The sequence below is a fragment of the Methanosarcina mazei S-6 genome, assembly GCF_000970205.1.
Taxonomy (GTDB): Archaea; Halobacteriota; Methanosarcinia; order Methanosarcinales; family Methanosarcinaceae; genus Methanosarcina; species Methanosarcina mazei.
The window spans coordinates 3125817-3147929 of sequence record NZ_CP009512.1; the positions used below are offsets into that span (position 1 = coordinate 3125817).

17 protein-coding genes are annotated in these 22113 nt (G+C 41.8%); 6 read left to right on the forward strand and 11 right to left on the reverse strand.

What is annotated here, in order from left to right; translation table 11 throughout:
* Positions 1 to 472 precede the first annotated feature (472 nt).
* Both mmrce1 and MSMAS_RS13315 read left to right on the forward strand, forming a co-directional pair.
* Positions 473 to 1303, forward strand: coding sequence for an MmRce1 family CPBP family CAAX prenyl protease (gene mmrce1 / locus MSMAS_RS13305; protein ID WP_048046643.1), 831 nt, complete (start codon positions 473 to 475; stop codon positions 1301 to 1303).
* Positions 1304 to 2015: 712 nt separating this feature from the next.
* The gene (locus MSMAS_RS13315) at positions 2016 to 2564 is read left to right on the forward strand and encodes a rubrerythrin family protein (RefSeq protein WP_015412365.1); all 549 of its coding nucleotides are present in this window, start codon (positions 2016 to 2018) and stop codon (positions 2562 to 2564) included.
* A gap of 159 nt (positions 2565 to 2723) precedes the next feature.
* Here MSMAS_RS13315 and MSMAS_RS13320 read toward each other — a convergent pair whose 3' ends face one another.
* The 4 genes from MSMAS_RS13320 to MSMAS_RS13335 form a co-directional block, all read right to left on the reverse strand.
* Positions 2724 to 3329, reverse strand: coding sequence for a sarcinarray family MAST domain-containing protein (locus MSMAS_RS13320; RefSeq protein ID WP_048046645.1), 606 nt, complete (start codon positions 3327 to 3329; stop codon positions 2724 to 2726).
* On the reverse strand, positions 3326 to 4141 hold the full coding sequence (locus tag MSMAS_RS13325; RefSeq protein ID WP_048046647.1) for a DUF7286 family protein: 816 nt from the start codon (positions 4139 to 4141) through the stop codon (positions 3326 to 3328). Before MSMAS_RS13325 ends, MSMAS_RS13320 begins: the two co-directional genes overlap by 4 nt.
* A 75-nt stretch (positions 4142 to 4216) precedes the next feature.
* Positions 4217 to 4825, reverse strand: coding sequence for a sarcinarray family MAST domain-containing protein (locus MSMAS_RS13330; protein WP_048046649.1), 609 nt, complete (start codon positions 4823 to 4825; stop codon positions 4217 to 4219).
* 2 nt (positions 4826 to 4827) lie between these two features.
* Positions 4828 to 8973: a DUF7286 family protein gene (locus MSMAS_RS13335; RefSeq protein WP_048046651.1), complete on the reverse strand. Its 4146-nt coding sequence runs from the start codon at positions 8971 to 8973 to the stop codon at positions 4828 to 4830.
* A gap of 196 nt (positions 8974 to 9169) precedes the next feature.
* Here MSMAS_RS13335 and MSMAS_RS13340 point away from each other — a divergent pair, with 196 nt between their 5' ends.
* Both MSMAS_RS13340 and MSMAS_RS13345 read left to right on the forward strand, forming a co-directional pair.
* Positions 9170 to 9727: a TATA-box-binding protein gene (locus MSMAS_RS13340; protein ID WP_011034115.1), complete on the forward strand. Its 558-nt coding sequence runs from the start codon at positions 9170 to 9172 to the stop codon at positions 9725 to 9727.
* A gap of 82 nt (positions 9728 to 9809) precedes the next feature.
* Entirely contained in the window at positions 9810 to 10067 is a 258-nt protein-coding gene (locus MSMAS_RS13345; RefSeq protein ID WP_011034114.1) for a hypothetical protein, read from the forward strand.
* Positions 10068 to 10257: 190 nt separating this feature from the next.
* Here the strand turns inward: MSMAS_RS13345 and MSMAS_RS13350 are convergent, their stop codons facing one another.
* On the reverse strand, positions 10258 to 11565 hold the full coding sequence (locus MSMAS_RS13350) for a tRNA (N(6)-L-threonylcarbamoyladenosine(37)-C(2))-methylthiotransferase (RefSeq protein ID WP_011034113.1): 1308 nt from the start codon (positions 11563 to 11565) through the stop codon (positions 10258 to 10260).
* Between the two features lie 591 nt (positions 11566 to 12156).
* Positions 12157 to 13245 (reverse strand): class II fructose-bisphosphatase, encoded by a 1089-nt coding sequence (gene glpX, locus MSMAS_RS13355; RefSeq protein WP_011034112.1) that lies wholly within the window; start codon positions 13243 to 13245, stop codon positions 12157 to 12159.
* A 275-nt stretch (positions 13246 to 13520) separates the two neighbouring features.
* On the opposite strand from glpX, the gene MSMAS_RS13360 reads away from it, so the two are divergent.
* Entirely contained in the window at positions 13521 to 14243 is a 723-nt protein-coding gene (locus MSMAS_RS13360; protein WP_011034111.1) for a type 1 glutamine amidotransferase, read from the forward strand.
* A gap of 110 nt (positions 14244 to 14353) precedes the next feature.
* Here the strand turns inward: MSMAS_RS13360 and cgi121 are convergent, their stop codons facing one another.
* The gene (gene cgi121 / locus MSMAS_RS13365; protein ID WP_230626429.1) at positions 14354 to 14884 is read right to left on the reverse strand and encodes a KEOPS complex subunit Cgi121; all 531 of its coding nucleotides are present in this window, start codon (positions 14882 to 14884) and stop codon (positions 14354 to 14356) included.
* A 222-nt stretch (positions 14885 to 15106) separates the two neighbouring features.
* Here cgi121 and MSMAS_RS13370 point away from each other — a divergent pair, with 222 nt between their 5' ends.
* Complete coding sequence (locus MSMAS_RS13370; RefSeq protein WP_155395376.1) at positions 15107 to 17650, forward strand: PAS domain S-box protein; 2544 nt, start codon at positions 15107 to 15109, stop codon at positions 17648 to 17650.
* Between the two features lie 235 nt (positions 17651 to 17885).
* Here MSMAS_RS13370 and MSMAS_RS18980 read toward each other — a convergent pair whose 3' ends face one another.
* The 4 genes from MSMAS_RS18980 to MSMAS_RS13385 all read right to left on the reverse strand — a co-directional run bounded on the left by MSMAS_RS18980 (position 17886) and on the right by MSMAS_RS13385 (position 22082).
* A complete protein-coding gene (locus MSMAS_RS18980) occupies positions 17886 to 18035 on the reverse strand; it encodes a hypothetical protein (RefSeq protein ID WP_155395260.1) in 150 nt (49 codons plus the stop codon).
* Between the two features lie 218 nt (positions 18036 to 18253).
* Positions 18254 to 19066, reverse strand: a complete 813-nt coding sequence (locus tag MSMAS_RS13375; RefSeq protein WP_015412360.1) for a methanophenazine hydrogenase cytochrome b subunit — start codon at positions 19064 to 19066, stop codon at positions 18254 to 18256.
* Positions 19067 to 19080: 14 nt separating this feature from the next.
* On the reverse strand, positions 19081 to 20871 hold the full coding sequence (locus MSMAS_RS13380) for a nickel-dependent hydrogenase large subunit (protein WP_015412359.1): 1791 nt from the start codon (positions 20869 to 20871) through the stop codon (positions 19081 to 19083).
* Positions 20871 to 22082: a hydrogenase small subunit gene (locus tag MSMAS_RS13385; protein ID WP_015412358.1), complete on the reverse strand. Its 1212-nt coding sequence runs from the start codon at positions 22080 to 22082 to the stop codon at positions 20871 to 20873. Before MSMAS_RS13385 ends, MSMAS_RS13380 begins: the two co-directional genes overlap by 1 nt.
* Between the last annotated feature and the right edge of the window lie 31 nt (positions 22083 to 22113).

Below are 22113 nucleotides of genomic sequence, written 5' to 3' on the forward strand. Positions count from 1 at the left end.
CGGAAATTATAAATTATTACAATGGTAAAATCAGGGGGATTTTCCTTACAGAGAATTAAAAGATTCCCGTGCCCCTTATATCTAAGTTATAGCAAATTTGTAAGTCACTCGAAATGACTTTTTGAGAATTCGTGAATTTTACTTTGCAACACTATATTAATTTCCCTTTAAATTTGTTTTGTTATTTTTTTGAAAGCCTATTGTATAGATCTTTGCTGTAGACTCCGCTTGAACAGGCAATTAAATAATATGTGCAGCATAAATTATCAGATACACACTTTTAAAAGTAAATACTTCAATTAATTAATACTATAGTCCTAGAAAGTATCGATATGGATAGAAAAATTCAATCTAACCTATTAAATCACAGAGAAAAAAGTTGGGGAACTATGAATAATAAAAGGAAAAAATCTTCATCCATACTAGAAAAATCAAGTATCAAATCTCAACAATTTCGATTTTAGGTGAATAAATGATCCCCAGCTACAGGTACAAACCCGGAGTCTATTTTACTGCGACTTTTATTATAACCTATACTCTCTGGTTTGCAGGGGCATATTTAAGTTTTCAGGATGATAGCGGGCTGTATATGTTATTAATGATACCTGGACTGATGGCGCCTTTTCTTGTTTCACTGTTTATGATATTTACGTCCAAAAATTCGGATTTAAAAAAGGATTTTATTAATCGGCTTATTAATCTCAGGTTAATAAGGCCAAAAGTGCTGCTGGCATTTTTTATAATAATGCCACTCACTGTTCTGGTATCTATTTTTCTTTCTCTTCCATTTGGTGGATCGACTTCTCAATTCCAATTTGCTGAAGGTTACTCATTTTCATCAGGGTTTGTCCCTGCGTTTCTTACTCTTCTCCTGGCTGCAACTTTTGAAGAGCTTGGATGGAGAGGATATGCCTTTGATAGTCTGCAAAGCAGGTACACTTTCTTTATGGCATCTCTTATTTTCGGCATACTCTGGTCACTCTGGCACTTCCCACTTATCTTTGTCAAGGACATGTATCAGTATGAGATTTTCCACGAAAACATCTGGTATGCAGTGAATTTTTTTGTCGGCGTCATCCCTATGGGAGTGGTTATCAGCTGGATCTGTATAAAAAACGGAAAAAGTGTTCTGGCAGCAATTCTCATTCACGTTTCCATCAATTTCTTGCAGGAAGCTCTGCAAATGACCCAATTTGCAAAGTGCATTGAAACTGTGGTTATTACTATCGTTGCTGCCATTATTCTTGCATCAGATAAAGAGATGTTTTTTTCGAAAGAACATCTTGATGCTGAGAGGATCTGAATGACAAATAATTCAAAAGAACTCGAAAACTCTTTCCCTTCTCTCTATCCCAAAATCTTAATGTGCCTTAAAAATTTTATCACTTTCATTTTTTCGCTGCTTACCCTGTTCTCTTTTATACATATCAAAACCGGAACATTTCGGACAGGAAAGCAGGTGAACCGAGACTCCTTTTTCACTACTGAAAGACCTTCCACAATATGGGCATTCTGCCATATTTTATAATTATGATTTTTATCATTATTAACTTTTCCACACATTTACTTTGTTGTGTAAAAACAAAAATGACTCAAAACTTCACCCACTTTGTTTCTATAGAAAATAGAAAGTAACAGAAATCGAAGACAGAATAACTAAATGCAATTTTACTTCCTAAATTATTTCCGGAATAATTTTTGGTGTTATTTCCTGAATTATTTCCTGTGTAATTCCTGCCTCTAATTCAGATTATCGCTGTCCGGAATAGCGCACCTTCAGAGAAATTTCTTCTGAGCCCTGTCCGAACCAAAAACACTTTTATTCTCCAAACCCTAATAAACAGCAAATTCGGGCTTACACGGTTGAACTGAAAAGCAATAACATGGCTTACTGTTAAATAATAGATAAGTGGCAGGAATCTCACTTTTTGTTGGCAGCGTAATTTGTTGGCAGCGCAATTGCGTAAGTCCTGAAAATATAGAGCTTTGAATTTTGTTGAAAAGGGGTTTTTTAAATGAAAAAGATGACAGAACAGCATCTGATCAATGCATTTGGTGGGGAAAGCCAGGCACACATGAGATATTTGCATTTTGCAAACCAGGCAGAGAAAGAAAAATTCACAAATGTAGCTCGCTTATTCCGAGCAATCTCACATGCCGAATACGTACATGCAGGCGACCACTACAGGGCACTGAAACATCTCAACGGAGGCTTTGTCGCGAACAGCATGGGAGCTTTCGGGCCTGGAGATACCCTGAAAAACCTTCAACTTGCAATCGACGGCGAAACCTTTGAAATTGAAGAAATGTATCCGGTGTATATAGAAGTAGCAAAATTCCAGGGAGAAAAACTCGCACAGAGAAGTTTTGAGTGGTCTTACGCTACTGAAAAACTGCATAAACAGCTTTTTGAAAAAGCTTTCGATGCGGTTAATGCGGGAAAGGATGTCAAACTCGGGCCTGTCCAGATCTGCGAGGTATGCGGATACACTCTCGAAGGGGAAGCTCCTGATAGATGCCCCGTGTGCGGTGCAGTAAAAGAAAAGTTTACTGCGTTTGAATAAGAATTCCTTCATAGTTTTTTCAGGCAGGCTCGTCGGTCAAAGGGCTAAACAATCCCTTTTTTCCGAAAGACGAACCTATCTTAACTTAAAAATTACTTTTTTGGTCCTGACTTTTAAAACGGATTAAGGGATAGCTAAATAAATCCTTCCGCAAGCATTTTACCTGCGGAACAGGGCAAAAACCAGTACTAGAATTGAAATTGCGCCGGCAAGTGTAAAGGCTGGAGTGGATGCTGATGTGGGTGAGGATTCTGTTTCTGAAATTGGCCGCTCTTCAGAAGTGGGAATTTTGCCTTCGTAATGTTCGTTGGAGATTGTACAGTAAGCAGCTGTAAATTCCCCTTTTACCAATATTTCCCCACCAGCACCTAACTCATTTACTTGATAAACGAAGTCAAGAGGCATGCTCCCACCTGCCCATTTTTCAGTTGGTTTTACAGTCCATTCAAAAACTTCCGTCGAATTTTCTTCCATAATTGTTCTATAGTATTCTTCCATTTTTAGGGTAGGTCCATCTATTATTACAAAGTTGTCCTTTCCAAGTTCGCTTAGTTTAACAGCAACATAGCACTTTTGATTCACAGTAAAGTCGAACCTAACCTTAAAAGGTTCTCCTATTTTCAAAACTGGCTTCGCAATTTCTTTTCCTGGCAGAATTTTGTCATTGTAGTAGACATCTATCGAACCATATTGGCTACTTGCAGAAGCTGTTCCAATCAAGAAGAGAAATATAATTCCCAAAGTAACAAAGCTTACATTCTTCATGAATTTACCCCAATTTCAAATATCAAATCATCATAACTGACTGATTTTTCTGTGCTATCGCCCAGTTTATCCCCAACACCTTTAGGTCCTGTTCCAACAATTGTTGAAGCATATCCATTAAACTGAAATTTTATAGGGGTATTCTCTCCAATTGCTATAGAAGACCCGTCCTCGTTTTCTTTAAATGGATGATACACACTTTCTTCTTGTCTCACATACCGTTGTCCTTTATGTCCAAAGTAAGGCTTTGGAATCACCTCATTGTCATTATCAATAACAGTAAAAGTCTGATACTTCCCCACAATCTCATACGTCCAGACATTCACCGTAAAAATCCAGTGCGGAGGCATTACCGGAAGTCCGCAGGGAACAGCTGCCATCGTCCTGTCCAGCCTTTTTGTTACCCTTTCAGCTACCTCTCCCGAATATTTGTCTACAGTCTCATCTGCAAGGTTTTTTAGCTCATTGTCAATTTTTCCAAAAAGGATGTCAAGAGTTTCACCTTTGCTAACTGTTACTGCACAAATTCCGTTTGCAACACCCATTCTAACATCTGTATCGACCCTGTTAAGAACAGCTTCGAGTTCATCAGAACCAACCGGAGGATTTGAATTCCGAAGTTCTGTTTTTATGATAGCAGCAAGCTCGGCTGCAAGCTGGTCTGTTGTGGATTTTTCGATTAACTCTTCATCTGAGAGGCTGTTAAGATAACCGGTTGTGACTGCACGAATGCGGTCTTTTTTGATCCACCCGGAAACAACTGGATTTGAGCTTACTTCACCGGTGACTTCTTCAATAATCTGAAGCCTCATTAAACAGCCCTGAAGATTTTATAGGTGAAAAAAAGGTTTGGAGACATCTAAAAATAGATCTCCAACTCGAGGTTTTCATCTGCGGAAAATAGCAAAAGCCAGTACTAGAATTGAAATTGTGCCTGCAAGTGTAAAGGCTGGAGTGGGCGATGATGTGGGTAAGGATTCGGTTTCTGAAACTGATGATTCTTCAGAAGTGGGAATTTTGCCTTCATAATGTTCGTTGGAAATGTATGGATACGCTATGGTAAATGAACCATGAACAAGTGAATTTTTTGTTTCAAAATCATCAATTTGATAAACAAGATCAATTGGCAAAGATCCTCCCTTCCATTTATCAGTAGGTTTAACTGTCCACTCATAAGTGATAGTAGAATTTTTTTCTATTATATCAGCTCTATATACATCCATTTTAGGAGTTGAACCATTAAGAATTACAAAATAACCTTTTTCTATTTCACTTAATTTTATAGACATTTCGCATTTTTTATAGATTGCAAAATCAATTTTAACATCAAAAGGTTCTCCGATCTTTAAAACTGGTTTTGGAACTTCCGTAGTGTTTAGCAATTTACCGTTAAAATACAGGTTATACTCATAAACATCTCCATAAGGATTATATGCGGATGCTGTACTTGTAAATAAAATTAAAATTGCCCCTATTATTGCTATTTTCCTTCTCATAATTATCCTCCAAACTCTGTCAAAAGATCATCGTACATTACTGATTTTTCAATCCCATCTCCAGTTTTATCTCCAACTCCTTTTGGTCCAGGTCCAACTATCGTGGCAGAATATCCTGTTAAATGAAATGTTATTGGTTTGTTATTTCCTAACCATATGCTGCTTCCATAAGTATCAATTTTAGATGGATGTCTTATATGATCTTCTTTCCTCACATATTTCTGACCTTTATGCCCAAAATAAGGCTTCGGAATCACTTCGTTATCGTTGTCAATAATAGTAAACACTTCATACTCTCCAATTAATTCATACGTCCAGACATTCACCGTAAAAATCCAGTGCGGCGGCATTACCGGAAGTCCGCAGGGAACAGCTGCCATCGTCCTGTCCAGTCTTTTTGTTACTCTTTCAGCTATCTCTCCCGAATATTTGTCTACAGTCTCATCTGCAAGATTTTTCAGCTCATTGTCAATTTTTCCAAAAAGGATGTCAAGAGTTTCACCTTTGCTAACTGTTACTGCACAGATCCCGTTTGCAACACCCATTCTAACATCTGTATCGACCCTGTTCAGGACAGCTTCGAGTTCATCAGAACCAACAGATGGACGTGCGTTCTGAATTTCTGTTTTTATGATAGCAGCAAGTTCAGTTGTGAGCTGGTCTGTTGTGGATTTTTCGATTAAGTCTTCATCAGAAAGACTGGTAAGATAACCAGTTGTAATTGTCCTGACATGATTCTCTGTGATCCATCCGGAAATAATAGGATTTGAACTTACCTCGGAGACCACCTCTTCGATAATCTGAATTCTCATTTCCCGGACATAAATTAGATTCAGTTTATAAACTTCCGTATTAAGGGGAGCCATATTCAAAGAGACTCCCTGCTCGCTCAGGTTTTGCTCCAGCAGGTCAACTTCCTTATTCAGCGTGTAAATGTTCTGGCTGATCTGGTGCGACATTTCTGTTTTTACATATTCGCCACTTGAAGAAATGGCATCTGCTATTTCTTCAGAGATATTGGTTGTAAAAATACAGGTGTTGCGAACACCCAGAGGATAAGTGATCCTCCCCCTTGCATCTGTCAATTCATATTCTCCCCTGAGATCGAAGTCAGGATCGTGGTAGAGGTAGTTAGGCTTCTGGTCAACAATGACGGTCAGGTTTTCAGTCCAGTTGTATTTGCTTTCGGGCTGGCCTGTGACTGTCATCGTGGAGATGATGCCCATTTTCTGCCCAAGGGCAGAGGCAGCCCGTTCCATTGCCGGGTTATCGAAAAGAGTCATTGGACCTGAGGTTACGCTGTCAAAAGCACCGGTGCTGAGGCCTTTTTCCTCGAGGGCGTCAAGGATGTAAGAGTTCAGGCTGGAGTCCAGTTTTTTGTTCTTCTGCTCGATATCTTTGAGCAGCCTGTTATAGGCTTCGTTTCTGGCAATGTAACGGGCAGAGTCACTGGAAGTGTATATTTTTCCGGCTGAAGTGAGATGCTGTTTTTTATTTACATAGGTTTCCCGGCTTGATTTGAGATCACGAATCAATCTTTCGGCAGTCTTAACCTGAAGGTCTGTCGGATCCTGACCGGGAGATTCCAGAAGAGAATAATTGAATGTGGGGTTGTCCCTTTCAATGGCATCGAGCATTTCCAGCACTTCTTCAGCCATAACCCTGTGAAGCCAGGGTGGAATATCACAGACGACCCCCCGTTTTGAAAGATAGTTTCCATCAGGGTAAGCCCAGTATGTGCTCTCAATTGCTCTGAGGTCCACATAAGCAGCACGATATTTGTCTGCTGCGTCTGAACAGCAGGGATCAAATCTTTCTGCACCGGCTGTATAAAGAGTTGTGTTTCTGTATTCTCTTTCTATCGGGTCAGTGTAGGTTGATATGCCTGAATAGATGCCTGTGGGTGGACGCTGGTGATAGACTACTGTCAGGTTTTCTGATTCGGTCTCATAGTGTAAAAGGGACTCAAAATCTATTTTGCTTACCGTTTCGAATTTCGAAGCACTTTCTGTAACCGAATGTGTTTCTATGGAAGTGGTGCCATCTGCATTATGGTTTACAGTGTGCCAGGAATATGTGTAGGCATAATCGTAATCAATTTTCCAGGTTGTTCTGATATTATAATAAATATCATAACGGACTCCCCAATCAAATGTATGGTCTTCCCCGCTGAGATAGCCGTCATCCGTCCTGCGCTCGGCAACAAGCCTGTCATTAGCCCTGTATTCGTAATGGGGTACAACCCTGACATTGGTTATATCCACGGAATTCAATCTAACGGAGGCATCCGTAATATACCAGCTTTTCAGCTTTCCTCTGGGAGGATTGATATCAGGATATATGGTGTTAAAATAGTAATTCGCAACATGATGATTCCACGAGTAAGATTGGATACGCGACCCTGAATGTGTTCCGGAAGCGAAATAATCAGCATTCCAGTTAACAGTGTGCCCGCTGTATGAAACCGAATCACGGTCAAAGTCCACTGTGATTGTTGAAGCCAGAGGGGAAGGAGAATTGAAGCCGTCCCTCAGGATCTGACCCTGGACCGGAGCCGTGTAAACGCTGTTTGTAACGGTGTGGATAAGGTCAGGGTTTTCCTCCGTCCATACATGGTCATTGAAGACCCAGCCATCGAGAACTCCCTGTGTATAGTCCGAAGCTGAAACTTCTATTTCCGAGTATTCGGAAAGATTATCATAGGAGGTGTTTGCTTCCACAAGAGATTCTTCAATGCCTTCCTCCACATCCAGGGAAAAAGACCTGTTTTCTGCAAGAGAAGAATACGCTGTAGTAAGGTTCACGCCTTTATCCTTTTCATAGGGAGACGCAGAGCTATTCGAGTCGGTTGAATTACCCAATGTTGAATTCATCAAGCCCGAACCTGCTTTTAAGCTGCCGGAATCGCAGACGTCTTCATACAGGACCTTACCGTTGTAATAGGTGGTATATGTAAGAGCCAGAGGGTCAACCGAGTCAAAGACTTTTTTCTGAGTATATAGCGTCGCTCCGTTGACCGAACTTGCAAGGGCAGGATTGGTAAGGATATTCAGCGGCCCGTTTGCATAATGCTGCCAGGGACCATAGATAAAAGTCCTGAGGTTTGTCGCCCCCAGAACGAGATTTGAAGTAGAGTCCAGGCTTGAAGATGTTTTGAGTGAAAGTTCGTATTCCTTTACAAGTTCTTCAAGCAGGGGTTCTCTTGAAGTGATGAGAGTGGAGAGGTTCATACTCATGTTATATGTCTCTCCGGACTCGAGGTCAACAAGAGTGTAATTCAAAACAGGAATTTCGAATATATAGTAAATCGTGTAATTTTTGTCAGAGGGGAAAATTTCCCGCTGCAAAGTCCCGTTTACTTTTCTTATCTTTATCTGCTCGGGTTCTATATCTGGTTCGACATTAATAGCGTATCCCATGAATGTGTGGCTGTTGCCCTGATAGTTTGCCGAAAGCAGCCGGTTGAAAGATTCTGTCGTGATGTCCTTTATGGGGCCTGCTTCAATCTGGAACCAGTCGGAAGCTTTTAGTTCATCCCCATAATAGAGTTCAATGGATGCATAGCCGGCTTTTGAATTCTCCGGGACTTCCACGTATTCATAAAAGGAAACTTTTTGAAGAAAGCCGGTAGCCTGCCCGTAATTCACTCGTGTGAGTTGCTGTCCTGCAGAGTCATTTACGACAAGGACAACATCCCTGTTTTTCCACAGGGACTCGACTCTTCCCCAGACATCTGAGGGCAGATTTATGGAAATTTGAAGAGTGTCTCCTTTCTCAAGATTCTGGTTTTGCGGAGTTGCCATGAAGTTATCTTCAGAGAACCTCTCGACAGGAGATCCTTCGGGAAGAATTACAGGATGTTCTCCCTGCCATTCCAGGGCTTCCATGCCTGCGTAGTTAAGGCAGCGAGAGATGTCAGATGCGGCAAGGTTGATAGCCTCCTGTCTTGGATCACTTTTCTCTGTAGTATATATTGTTTCGGCAACCTCGCTGTCCATCTTCAGGAGATAGACAGAGGTAAAGGTTGCAATAAGAACAATGAAAATTCCTATTACAGCGTAAGGAATATAGGCGCTGGTATCCTGAAAAAGCCAGGAACATTTAGAAAAAGAATAGTTGAGAGATCGTTTCCCGGCTATATTTCTCACCCCAAAAACAGAAGATTGCAAAGAATCTTAAAATGTTTGTGAAAAATAGTAGAGAGTTGTATGCATAAATAGTTTACTTTATATTGGAAAGATTTATAAAAAAAGTAAAAAATGTACCCAATACACACTATTAAAATATTTATTTTTTTGCTTTAAACCGACAATCAGAACTATAGAACTTCCAAATACATGCTGTATGGAATCTACAATAACTATAGAGAACGTGGTAGCATCTACCAGGTTGGCAGAAGATTTCGACCTTGAAAAAATGATGGAGTCTGGGTTGGAAGGCGCAGAATATAACAAAGTGAAGTTCCCTGGTCTCGTCTACAGAATTAATAACCCCAAAGCTGCCTTTCTAATTTTCACCTCTGGAAAAGTGGTATGCACAGGATCAAAGAGCATCGGGAACGCTCATGCGGCCATAATCAATCTGGCTAACACGCTCAAATCCATATGTTGCGAGAAAATAGATCTCGAACCTGATGTTCGTGTTCAGAACATTGTAGCTAGTGCTGATTTAAAAACAAACCTTAACCTGAACACCATTGCTATAGCTTTTGGTCTGGAGAATGTCGAATACGAGCCAGAGGTATTTCCGGGGCTTATTTATAGGGTCGAGGCTCCCAAGGTAGTAGTGCTTGTGTTCAGCTCTGGCAAGCTGGTAATCACAGGTGGAAAATGTCCGGAGGATTGTGAAGAGGGTCTGCGGATCGTCAAGACAGAGTTCGACAACTTAGGACTTCTTTATTAAATATATCCTCAAAGTCTCGTAAACTCGTAACGGATGCCACATGCAAAATTGGGAATTACATAAGAGAATAAGAGGAAAAAACATGCATATTACCAGCAAGACAGAAACAGAAGATACAATATTTGAATTTACACTTTCTCTCTCTGGCTCACCTAAAAGCTCATTCAACCAGACCCTGGTATACATTTTAAGAGGAAAAGACGGCTTAGACTTTGCAGAAATAGAGATATCCCAGATAATAACAAGAACAGGCAACTTTAATGAAAAAAAGATATCACAATGGTACATTGAAGAGCCAGGAAATAAAAAGCCTGGTGAAAATATAGTAAACAACAAATAACTGAAATTATTAAGAATATGAACCAGATTATTGAAAATGAGCGAAATATAAAATGAGGCTATTCCTAAACTCAAAATTTGATTTTTGAATCTCGTATTTGGAACAGTCAATAGAATATCTAATCATGGGAAATGATCTTGAAAACTTCTGATAATTTTGAATAAAACAGGTTTTGGGATAGTCTCCATATTTAGCTGACAAGTTTTCCAAGGAAGTAACCGGGCTTTGCACCCGTAATTTTCACTTCAGCATATTCGCCGGGTCTGAGATCTGAGCCGCTAATCACAACCGGACGGTAAGAGTCCGTACGCGTGAGAACATCTCCGATCTCTGTGTATTTTGAGACAAAAACTCTGCCTTTCCAGCCAATCATTTCATTTTTGGATTCAATCTTTATCTGCTCACAGACTTTGTGAAGTTGGTGAGAGCGTTTTACTGAAATTCTGGAGTCCAGATTCCTGAACGAAAATGCCTTTGTATGCGGGCGGGGTGAATATCTGGAAATATTGATCTTTTCGGGACGGTATTTTTTTACCCACTCTATGGTTTCTTCAAAATCCTCATCGGTTTCATCACAGAAGCCGACAATTATGTCGGTAAAGAGGGAAAGGTCTTCAAAGTGGGCACGGAATTTCGTAATAATTTCATCCACGGAATCCATTTTATGCAGGCGGTTCATTTTTTTCAGGACCGAATGCGAGGCAGACTGAATCGGGAGGTGAAGAAGTTTGAAAATCTTATCCGAATCAAAGGCATCCACCAGATCGTCCAGAATAGGGAGGACAGAGAAGGGGTTCATCATGCCAACCCTTACCTTAAAATCACCCGGAATTTCTGAGATCGCACGCAGGAGTTCAGGGAGTTTGACGCCCGTATCCATGCCGTACTGGCTGTCGTCCTGAGACGTGAGCCATATCTCCCTGCAGCCGTCTGCAACTGCAGAGCGGATGTCTTCTATTATTTCTTCAGGGGGAAAAGAGAGGAGTTTACCCCTTGCATGCTTTACTATACAATAAGAGCAGGCGAAATTACAGCCCTGGGAGATCTGGCAGATATGGATGTTCGGATTTGAGCGCTCGCGAGGGACATTCAGGAAACCCTGAGGCTCGGAGGTCCGGATTTCCAGACGTTCTCCTCCGGGGATTCCAGTCTTTTTTCTCTGTTCGATTGTGGAAAGAAGGTCCCCCAGGCGGGAAACCGCATTCACGCCAAGAATATGGGCTTCAGGGTTTGCATGGAGGATATCTTCAAGCTGGACTTCGGGCATGCAGCCTGAAACAATCACCTGTACGCCTTTCTCGCCCATGCTGCGTATTTTATAGAGAATTTTCTGTTCTGTTGTGTATTTCACCGTGCAGGAGTTGCAGATATAGACCTCTGCCTGCCCCGCATTTTCAGGGCTCAATAATTCATGCCCGAGCTTCCCAATGCTCGCTTTCATTATCTCGGCTGATGCCTGACTTGCAGAACAGCCAAAACTCTCAAGATAAACCTTCATATTCTGCCTTCACATTTTGAACTGATGTTTTAACTTAACATTTAGTTGATACCGGGACAGCACTTTAATTAACAGCTGATATGAAATTAACAATTAGCCCGAACTTAATAACTGACTGAGATTAACAATTACTAGAAATTAATAACTGACTGAAATTAACAATTAACCTGAAATTGATGATTATTTAATTTAGCAATTAACCTGAACTTAATAACTGACTGAAATTAACAATTACTAGAAATTGATGATTATTTAATTTAGCAATTAACCTGAACTTAATAACTGACTGAAATTAACAATTAACCTGAAATTGATGATTATTTAATTTAGCAATTAACCTGAACTTAATAACTGACTGAGATTAACAATTAACCTGAAATTGATGATTATTTAATTTAGCAATTAACCTGAAAGTTAATATTATACCATTTGATTGATCGACTTTTTCAGTTTGCCCTGATATTTATCTGATATTTATAATTAATGCCCATAATTCAGATTTTCCGGAAAAGTCCAGAAGGATTGGCTTCTACAGGTATTTGCTTCTACAGGTCGTTTTTCAAAAAAGATAAAAATGAAGGTAAAAAAGGATTAGAGGTAGAGAGGAGTCTCCTGCTTATCCTTTATGTAAATACTATCCGTGAACCTGACAGCTCCGGACGCGCCCATCGAAATTGTATGCACTCTGGCATCTCCCCCGCCAAAAAGACGTGTTTCACGCAGGAAATGACCGGGGGTTACGGCTGTTGAGGAAAAAATTACATCTTTTCCCGGAACAAGTCTTTCTGTATCGAGGACATCATTGAGTTTCTCAAGTGTGATCCCCATCTTTTCGAGCCTGGGCATTTTTTCCTCAATTTCTTCCTGGATCTTTTCCTTGGATTTTCCGTTTGCAACAGATGGCAGGACAAGCCTTGCAAGGATCTTTCCTCCCAGAATCTTAATTGCGGCAGCTGTCAGGACAGCTTCTCCCGAGCCGCCAGCTCCCATAACCATATGGATGCCTGAGCCACGGATAGCAGTTGCAACACCTGGCATAAGGTCTCCGTCAGTAACCAGCCTTACACGGGCTCCGGCTTCGCGTATTTCGGTTATCTTCTGGGCATGCCTGGGACGGTCAAGGATCACGACCACGAGTTCTTCAACATTTCTCCCGAGGGCTTTTGCAACAATTTCGAGGTTTTGCCTGACAGGAGCGTCCAGATCTATCCTTTCGTCGGGGTGCTCCTTTTCATAACGAACCACATCGGGTCCGACAACAATCTTGTCCATGTAAATGTCAGGTCCGTGGAAGATCCCTCCCCTTTCGGCCATAGCCATGACTGCAACCGAACCCGGACAGCCGTCGGCACAGAGGTTTGTGCCTTCCAGCGGGTCGACTGCGATATCAACTTCAAGGTCTCCAACTCCTGTCCCGACCTCTTCCCCTATATAAAGCATGGGGGCTTCGTCCCTCTCTCCTTCCCCTATCTTTATTATGCCCTGCATGTCAAGTTTGTTGAGCATTCTTCTCATGGAGGCAACTGCTACCTGGTCGGCAAAGTGCTTGTCCCCACGTCCCATCTGATAGGCTGCGGCAATTGCAGCAGCTTCGGTTACATGAATGAGCCTTGGCAGTAACTTGTATTCAATTGGTCCGGCGCACTCAAACATCTTTTCTACTGTCTTTGGATGAGGCATTATAATCCACTCTTATTTACTGCTTCCTGATAATATGCTGATAATAATAACTCTTTTCTGGCTATTCCCTGTTCGTTAGTGTGATCTGTTAACACAATAGTATATTAATATCTATTGGAAGAGTTCGGATAAAGGGATTTCATTGAATTTGTTGTTCCGGTAAAGTTTATATAAAAATGTCTTTGATTACCGGGAAAACCTGATTTTGAAAAAATAAAACAGTACTGAAATCGAAACTAAAGTGAAACTGAAATCGAACCCAAAGTGAAAACCCCATGAAAATCCACTGCCTCCAGCACCTGAAAAACGAGACCCTTGGAAACATAGGAACCTGGGTGACTCTGAAAGGGCACAGCCTTACAAAAACCCTGCCTTGTGAAAAATCTGCTTTTCCTGATCCCGCAGAATTTGATATGCTTCTGATAATGGGCGGCACTATGAGTGTTTATCAGGAGAAAGAGTACACCTGGCTGAAACCTGAAAAAGAGTTTGTAAAAAAAGTAATAGGCATGGGTAAACCTGTACTGGGAAGCTGTTTCGGGGCACAGTTGATTGCAGATGTTCTGGGAGGAAAAGTTACCAGAAACCGGTTCAAGGAGATAGGCTGGCACAGGGTAAAAGCTGTTGCAGAGGAAAATTCGAATAATGAAGGAAAAATAATCTCAGGGCTTCCTGCAGGCTTATTTCCCGAGTTTACCGCATTTATGTGGCATGGTGACACTTTCGAAATCCCAGAAGGTGCGGTAAGGCTTTTCAAAAGCGAAGCCTGCCAGAACCAGGGTTTCATTTATGGGGATAATGTCCTCGGGCTGCAGTTCCACCCTGAAACCGACAGGCAGTGGATATGTAACCTGATAGAAGATTCGGGACATGAGCTTGTTGAAGGAGAATATATCCAGCCGGGAGAAGAAATGCTCAAAAACGAGCACTTTCTTGAAGGCTCCCGGAAAATTGCTTTTTCCCTCATGGACTGGTTTGAGAAAAAATGTGGAAATTGAATTGAAAGTGGATAGCCACAAGTAAAAATCTTTAAACCTTCAGGCAGGAGCGGATATTAATTGCTCCGTCCTTAGATAAATTCCCACGGTTCCTTTTTAAATAATACCTTTCATTTTACGAAATTTGCAAGCGCAACTCTCTCGATTACAAGTTCAGGGATATGTTCTTCCCCTGAAGCTTTTATTTCTTCATCTGTAATCCCGAAGAGAGAAAGGATTCCTTTTCGCTTTGAACTGGAATAGGCTAGAAGTTCGGAACATGGTTTTTCTTCGATAAGCTTCCTGAGTTCTGCCAAAGCAATAAGCAGACCATCTATTTTTCCAAGCAGCACAAAAACCGCATTGTTTTCTCCTTCATGGAGCCCTATGGAAAAACTCCTTTCAATCTGCCTTTCTCCGGCTGCGTAGCGCATGATCTCGACTCCAGGGTCTTTTGCCACGTTCTTTCCTGATGCTACAGCCCTGAGAGCCTTCCCAACTGCAAAATGAAGATGCTTTTCACCCGCAAGCAGGTCAGCGTTAAGGCCCTGAATGGTTACTCTGTTATCCGAAGCGATAGTGTTTATTTTACCTAGAAAAGCTGAAAGGTCTGAGATATTGACCTCTCCGCAAATAACCTCAATTTCCCTTTGCATTTCCATATCCCTGCCATATCCCGGGCTTTACAATAAGGATTTCGGTTGATGAAAGTTTATGAAAAAGCGGGTGTAGTAATCAACCTGATATAAAAGTTTTTATTCTTCAAATGTGTAGAGTGAGTAGTTAATAAATTTAATAAAGTGCTCACATATTTATTGCAAAAGTTCAAAAGATATTTTGCACTTGGAAAGTTCAGAGAATTTAGTTTATCTGTTTCCGGGAGGGTGTTAAATATTCAAAAGAGAAAAGTCAAATCAGAGTTCTGTTTCTGTTCGTCTATCCCGGCAAATGGCCTCGCTGCAGTTTACAAGTATCCGGAAGAAAAGATGGAACTTACAGCAGCATATATTAAAGCAGGCCTTGAACAGAACGAGCGCTGCATCTGGCTTGTTCCGGACCTCCAGAGTGCAGAAAAAGCGAAAAATTTACTTTCGAACTCTGATCTGGATATCGAAAACCGTATAGAGAAATCCAGGCTTAAGATAATTCCCCTGAAGGAGAAAGATGACCCTTCCGTCAAACAGCCAGAGACCTCAAGGATCTATTTTGACTGGAAAGCAGGGAACCCGCAGAAAGAGATAATCAAATTCATTCACGCAGGAAACTGGAGATATCTGCGCATTAACCTTGAAGTTGGAGCCTTTGGAAAGTCAATAACAACTTCCCTTAAGGAGCTGAGGTGCGTCCTTGCTGAGAATATGCCTGAAAAGAAAATCAGGCCACTCTTTATGATAAAAGAGGAAGATCTTTCCGCGGAAGAGGTTTTCAACCTTATAGAAGCCGGAGAAAAACTTGTAATTAAAAGAGAAGGTAAGTGGAAGTTTCTTAAAATAAAACAAGAAAGCCCGGACAAAAAATTTAAGACATTGATTGAGAATTCAGGTGACTCAATTCTTATACACGATATGAATGGAAAAGTTCTCGAAGCAAACCATGTAGCCTGTGAAACCTTTGGATATACTCGCAGTAAAATGATCGGAAAACACATAAAAGATCTAAGGACCAGCATCCACCTTATAGAGTTCGGGCAGCAGATAGAAAAACTGAAGCAAACAGGATATTTTACTTTTGAAATGGATTCACTGCGGAGAGACGGCACGGTTATTCCTCAAGAAGTCAATAACAGGTTGATTGAATACGACGGGGAAACTGCCGTACTATCCATAGGCAGAGATATCAGCAAACGCAGACAGACAGAAAAAGCCCTGAGAGATTCCGAAAGAAAATACCGCATGCTTTTTGAAGAATTCCCCGGGGGAATAGCCCAGTTCGACAAGTACGGGACTATCATCGTATGCAACGAAAATTTTGTAAATTTTACGGGCAGTGGTGAGAACGAAAAACTCATTTTCAATTTGCTGAACCCTCCGGAAGAAAAGAAACAGGAGGAAAAAGGCTTCACCTGTATCCCCGAAGTTCCCATCCATTGCGACATAAAATATATTTCCAGCCTTGAGGACGAAATTATACCCGGTGAGATAACCTATAAGCCTCTGATTTCGGAAAATTCCAGATTTAACGGCGGCATTATTCTTGTGGAGGATCTGACCGAAGTAAAAAGGTTGGAAGCAGTCAGGCTTCAGCAAACAGAGACCCTCAGAAAGCTTGTTGGTTCAATTCCTGTACCTGCATTCTGTAAGGACAGAAACGGGGTATATATTGCCTGCAATAAGGGTTTTGAAAACCTTCTGCGGGTGCAAAAACAGGATATTATCGGAAAGCACATCTACGATTTCATCCCCCATAAAATTGCTGAAAATTACCATGCAATGGATATAGGACTTGTAAAACACAAAAGAAACCATGTATATGAGACCTCTTTGAAATTTCCTGACGGCTCAGTACACCAGGTGATGCTCAATAAATTCATATTCAGCGGCGTGACAGAAGAAGACTCGGTTCTCCTGGGGATTATGATTGACATAACAGAACGAAAGCAGGCTGAAGAGAGAATGCTTCAGGCGAAAATGGTTGCTGAAGCCGCAAACCGGGCGAAAACCACCTTCATTGTCAATATGAGCCATGAGCTGAGAACTCCTCTGAACGCAGTTATAGGGTTCTCTGATCTCCTTTTAAGTGAAACTGTCGGTCCTCTTAATGAGAAACAGAAAAGGTACACCGAAAATATTTCAAAGAGCGGGAACCACCTTCTCGACGTAATCAATGACGTGCTGGACATCTCAAAGCTTGAGCTGGGAAATATTGAGCTCTACTACGAAACAGTGGACGTTGCAGGGATAATTGAAGAAGTCCAGAGGGTGCTCTCTCCCCTTTCAGCTGATAAAAACATCATAATAGAATCTTATATCGAGCAGGACCTGAAAACTGTAATTGCCGACAGAGTAAAACTAAAACAGATCCTTTACAATATTTTGAACAATGCCATAAAGTTCTCATCAGAAAACGGGAAAGTAAACATTTATGCAGAACCCAGAGAAGACATGATTGAGATCAGCGTAGAGGACGAAGGCATTGGCATTCAGGAATCCGATTACGAAAAAGTCTTCCAGCCATTCGTGCAGATTGATGAGTCCATATCCAGAAAACATGGAGGTGTTGGACTCGGGCTTGCACTCGTCAAAAGGTTCGTAGAGCTCCACGGAGGAAAGGTGTGGGTTAAAGCCAGCCCGGGTGGAGGAAGTATATTCACATTCAGGATCCCAAAAAATCCCCAGAACAAAATTAGGGAATACATGAGTCCTGTACAAATACCGTATAATCTTGAAATTGAAAGAGAAAAAGAGAAAATTAAGGAAGAAGCAAACTAAACTTAATTCAGTAAATGAATGTAAAGAGAAAAATGAATGATGAATGTAAAGAGAAAAATGAATGCGGTAAGGAAAAAATGAAGTAATAGATAATAAAAAACAGAATAAGGGAAAAAAGAAAGATCAGATAAATAAAAGAGAATAAATAAAGAAAGGAATGGTTAGATAACAAAAGAAAATGAATAGAAAATTAAAATAGAGTAGAAAAAGAAAATAAAAAAGAAAGCCGAAGCTTTCAGAAGAAGCCCTCAATTATCAAACATTTGAGAACAACCTCAACCACAACTAACCCAAATGCTACCACTAAAAAAAGAATGAAAAGGTTGAGGATGATCTGGCCGACTTTCATCCTGACGGACGCCAGTTCATACATCTTGATTCCCATTTATAAATATGGAAAGGACGCTATATAACCATTTGGAAATTTTTCAATACTTACACAAATACTTGCACCTGAAAAAGGGGGTTAAATAAGAGGTTTTCAGGTCTCAACCTGTTTAGCAATTATTTTTCTCTGATTTCAACTGCTGATAGGTTCTTTTTTAGATAGGTTCTTTTTTGATAGGTTCTTTTTTCTTATCACCTGATTCTCTTCCATCACCGTCACTGCTCTTCCAGTAATCGTTTCTGGTCAGCAAGCGTTCCTACCTGGTCTTTTTCTTCAATCACTTTGACAAAATGCCTGTCTGATAGATCTTCATTTCCTGACCAGAAAATTGCCTTATGGTATTTCCATGCATCAGGGTCAAGCTCAAGGATTCCTACATGAATTATAAGTTCAAGGACAAACCAGTAAGCTGCCAGAAGATGCAGATAACGGATTAATGCCAGACCGTCCATATTAATCATAGACGCGAAGAACCAGGATATTGAAAGTATCCATTCTGGGACTGGAATCCCAAACGGAGACCAGGTAAGGCTATAAAGAACTATTCCCGTAAGTGCTACCAGGACAATTGCCGTGCTTTCAAAAATAAGCAAAAGCTTCATCCCGGGGTGGAGTTTGGTGACATAATGTCCTTTCCGCTCGTCATAGACTGTAAATGCCGGATACTCACCCTTCCCGAAAAAGTTCTTTATTATATCAAGGAGACGTTCTGCGTCATCTTTTCCGAATAAATAAGATTCTTTGAAATGATATAGGCGGTCTCCAATACTGCAGTGCTCTTCTTTGCAGGAAAATATATTGTAAGGGACAAGAAGCCAGTTTGCGACAAGGAAAAAAGGCACTGCAATCATATGCAGAGCCCTTGCTGATTCAAAAGACATGAAACCCCATCCGGTATAAATTTTGAATCCCGTAATTAACAGGACAAACATGGAGATAAGGTGGACCAGATGGGTAACCCTTTCAAGCCAGGTATAGCGTTCAACAACCAGTCTTCTGGAAGCGGGCTTTTCAGCAGACCGTACCATATTTTCATCCCCCTTTAAACCACCCTGATTATGCGATCCGGATTCTTTTCAGTTTTATCAATTGTATGAATAGCACATGCAAGGCAGGGATCATAAGAGCGGGCAGTATGCAGGATTCCAAGAGGATTTGAATAGTCTACCCCAAGCGCATTTTCAGCAGCCGAGATTTTAGTGCCTATAAGAGCCTGCTCAACAGGGCTTGGAATTCCCTGAGCATTTCTCGGGGCGAGGTTCCAGGTGCTTGGAACTACAGCCTGGTACAGAGTTGTCATTGAATTAGAGCCGGAAGCCACCCAGTGCCCGAGAGCGCCACGCGGGGCTTCCCACAGGCCCATGCCTTCTGAGTTTCTTGCCATGGAAAGTTCCGTGTGTACTGCTACCTTTGCATTTGGCGTAAGGTCCTCTACAATCCACTTCATGATTTCAGGAATCAATAAGAGGATTTCATGCATCCTTGCAAGCATACGTGTATAGTTGTTCACAGGGGAGTACCCATTTTCTTCAAAAGCATTTGCCAGTCCCGTAATAAGAGGCTCTTCCATGATCAGAAGACGGGAAATTGGGCCGACCTCACAGGGAATGCCATCATAATGGGGCGCTTTTATCCAGGAATAGCGGCTTTCAGAACCCCGTGTGTAATCAATTTCATCAGGATTGTCCTCAGGAACTGTAAGCCCATTCCAGGGAGGGCGATCCGCCTCCTCATCAATGTAAAAGGCATGAGTAATATTCTCAGAAATTTTCGTGTGGTCGAATTTTTCAGGCTGCAAATTCCCGTCCATATAACCTGAAGGAATTACTCTGTCCTCTGCAGGGCTTGTCGGGTCATAACCATCTCCCTGCTCTGGCTTGAAAAAAACGCCATAGGAAAGAAAACCAATTGTATTGGGGTCCTCATAACCCCCTGAACGGTCTAATTTCAAACTAACTGGCAGCCCGAGAAGTGTTTCTCCAACAAGCTCCGAACCAAAGGCTGCAAAAAGAGGGGCATCTCCCCACCCGGTAGAGTGCGAAAAATCATTGTTTGTAAGGGAATTGTCCACAAGCTCCTGAAGGTGTTCGACGACAAAATTGACAGCTCTCTCAGGAGAAGAAGCCCTGTAAGTGTTTTCTAACCATGTCTCCAGAGGAACCCCAAGAGTGAATGATTCTATGAACTTTAAGGTCTGTGAGAGATATACCCCAAGCTGCTGAATATCTGCAACTGTCGGGGAATAAACCACGCCTCCGACGTGCTGTAAAACAGAATGGGGCATTTTTCCTGCAACAAGAGAAATGCCCTCATGAAGGCGGCGGAACTCTCTTAAAGCACCAAGATAAGAAGAGCCAGCAGGGTAGTGGGTACCGTTAGAGTGATTTATCAGAGGCATAAAACGCCCGGATAACTCGTCCCATACTGCATTTCCAGTATCTCCATACTGTGTAAGAATATCATGGTAAGCCGGATTTGCAAGATCCGGGCCAAAGAGTACATAAACATGCGCTGCATGGCTTGCTATAAAATTCATCCCCTGGTGAATATTCCTCATAACAAGGGCGTCTTTAGGCACCTGGTCCGCAACTCCAAAAAGTTCATCCAGGGCATTGGAAGCAGCTATACTGTGGCATACAGGACAGACGCCACATATCCTCATTGTCATTAGTGCTGCATCTCTTGGGTCATGATTCTGGAGGAACCTTTCAAATCCCCTGAAGACAGTGCCGTTGCTCTGGGCATCAGTGATCACACCATTTCCATCGACTTCAGTATTAATCCTGTAATGCCCTTCAATTCTTGAAAGGGGGTCTACTGTGACCTGCACCATTATTCTCTGCCCCCTGTCTCCTCAGGAACATTCTCCCCGGAAGTGCCTTCTTTCTCCTCTGGCTTTTTGAAAACCGTCCTTCTTAAGACATGAGCGCCTGCAGCAAGGAGTCCAGCTCCTATTGCAACGCCTGCTATGGTATCGAGATTGGTACCAACAATCCCGGCATCTTCAATCTCGACAAAAAAAGGCCTGGTGCTATCCGGAAAACCGGGCTGTACACAGCCTATGCATGGTGAGCCTGCCTGCGGGCAGAAGGTAAGGTGGCCGTTCCAGTGGCGTGTGGCGCAATCAGCATGAGAATAGGGACCTTTGCATCCCAGTTTCCAGAGACATTTTGGCCCTCCCACGGTTGTTTCGAACTCTCCACGGTCATAGTATCCGCGGCGGGGACAGTTATCGTGAACTGTATGGTCAGGAGGAAAGAAGACCTTCGGACGGTGCCACCTGTCCAGCACTTCAGGCAAATCATCAGGTACCCTGATTTTTCCAAGGGCTATTGCCCCTATGGTCAAAAATACCCAGTCAGGATGTGCAGGACAACCGTTGATATTGATTACAGGAGTATCTATCCCGAGAAGGTCCACAATCCCTTTTGATGGATCTTGCAGAGTAAAAGCGATTCCCCGGTGGTCCAGAAGGGCATCTATTTCACTTTCAGCGGCATTTACTCCACTATGTGTTGCACACTGCCCGATTGCAACGATTACCGAGGCATTTCTTGCAGCTTTCCCGTAAATTTCTTTGTAAGGTACCCCCCCAATCATCATGTATTTTCCGGTTCCATCCGGCCCGTTTGCAACTGCTCCCTCCGAAATAAGAATATAGCCTCTTTCGTGCTCAAGAATTTCCTCAAGAAGGATTTCAGAATTAAGCTCGGATGTGTTTGCAAGTTCTCCGTCAACAAAAATCCCCTGCTGCATCATCAAAACTTCCTGAAACATCAAATTGAGGTTAAAAAGCTGTAAAAATTCCACGATATCAGGATTTTCTCCGTCCAGCATGGATATTGTACAGCCTGAATCCATCACTCCATGAAGCCATACCACTTTGGTTTCCGGCAGCTCGGCAAGGGCTTTTGCCATGTCATTTTTATATGTTTGTAAAAAAAGAGAAGCTCCCAGTACACCTACGGCTTTTATAAATGTTCGGCGGTCCATTTTCATGAAATCAAGATTTCTGAACTTTTCAAGTACAGAGTCTTCAACCATTATACTCCCCCAATAATAAAAATTATTTTTT

What these genes read in the sequence shown, in the direction of transcription:
- mmrce1 (WP_048046643.1), top strand. Translation starts at nt 473, where the DNA reads ATGATCCCCAGCTACAGGTACAAACCCGGAGTCTATTTTACTGCGACT.
- MSMAS_RS13315 (WP_015412365.1), top strand. Translation starts at nt 2,016, where the DNA reads ATGAAAAAGATGACAGAACAGCATCTGATCAATGCATTTGGTGGGGAA.
- MSMAS_RS13320 (WP_048046645.1), bottom strand. Translation starts at nt 3,329, where the DNA reads ATGAAGAATGTAAGCTTTGTTACTTTGGGAATTATATTTCTCTTCTTG.
- MSMAS_RS13325 (WP_048046647.1), bottom strand. Translation starts at nt 4,141, where the DNA reads ATGAGGCTTCAGATTATTGAAGAAGTCACCGGTGAAGTAAGCTCAAAT.
- MSMAS_RS13330 (WP_048046649.1), bottom strand. Translation starts at nt 4,825, where the DNA reads ATGAGAAGGAAAATAGCAATAATAGGGGCAATTTTAATTTTATTTACA.
- MSMAS_RS13340 (WP_011034115.1), top strand. Translation starts at nt 9,170, where the DNA reads ATGGAATCTACAATAACTATAGAGAACGTGGTAGCATCTACCAGGTTG.
- MSMAS_RS13345 (WP_011034114.1), top strand. Translation starts at nt 9,810, where the DNA reads ATGCATATTACCAGCAAGACAGAAACAGAAGATACAATATTTGAATTT.
- MSMAS_RS13350 (WP_011034113.1), bottom strand. Translation starts at nt 11,565, where the DNA reads ATGAAGGTTTATCTTGAGAGTTTTGGCTGTTCTGCAAGTCAGGCATCA.
- glpX (WP_011034112.1), bottom strand. Translation starts at nt 13,245, where the DNA reads ATGCCTCATCCAAAGACAGTAGAAAAGATGTTTGAGTGCGCCGGACCA.
- MSMAS_RS13360 (WP_011034111.1), top strand. Translation starts at nt 13,521, where the DNA reads ATGAAAATCCACTGCCTCCAGCACCTGAAAAACGAGACCCTTGGAAAC.
- cgi121 (WP_230626429.1), bottom strand. Translation starts at nt 14,884, where the DNA reads ATGGAAATGCAAAGGGAAATTGAGGTTATTTGCGGAGAGGTCAATATC.
- MSMAS_RS18980 (WP_155395260.1), bottom strand. Translation starts at nt 18,035, where the DNA reads ATGGGAATCAAGATGTATGAACTGGCGTCCGTCAGGATGAAAGTCGGC.
- MSMAS_RS13375 (WP_015412360.1), bottom strand. Translation starts at nt 19,066, where the DNA reads ATGGTACGGTCTGCTGAAAAGCCCGCTTCCAGAAGACTGGTTGTTGAA.
- MSMAS_RS13380 (WP_015412359.1), bottom strand. Translation starts at nt 20,871, where the DNA reads ATGGTGCAGGTCACAGTAGACCCCCTTTCAAGAATTGAAGGGCATTAC.
- MSMAS_RS13385 (WP_015412358.1), bottom strand. Translation starts at nt 22,082, where the DNA reads ATGGTTGAAGACTCTGTACTTGAAAAGTTCAGAAATCTTGATTTCATG.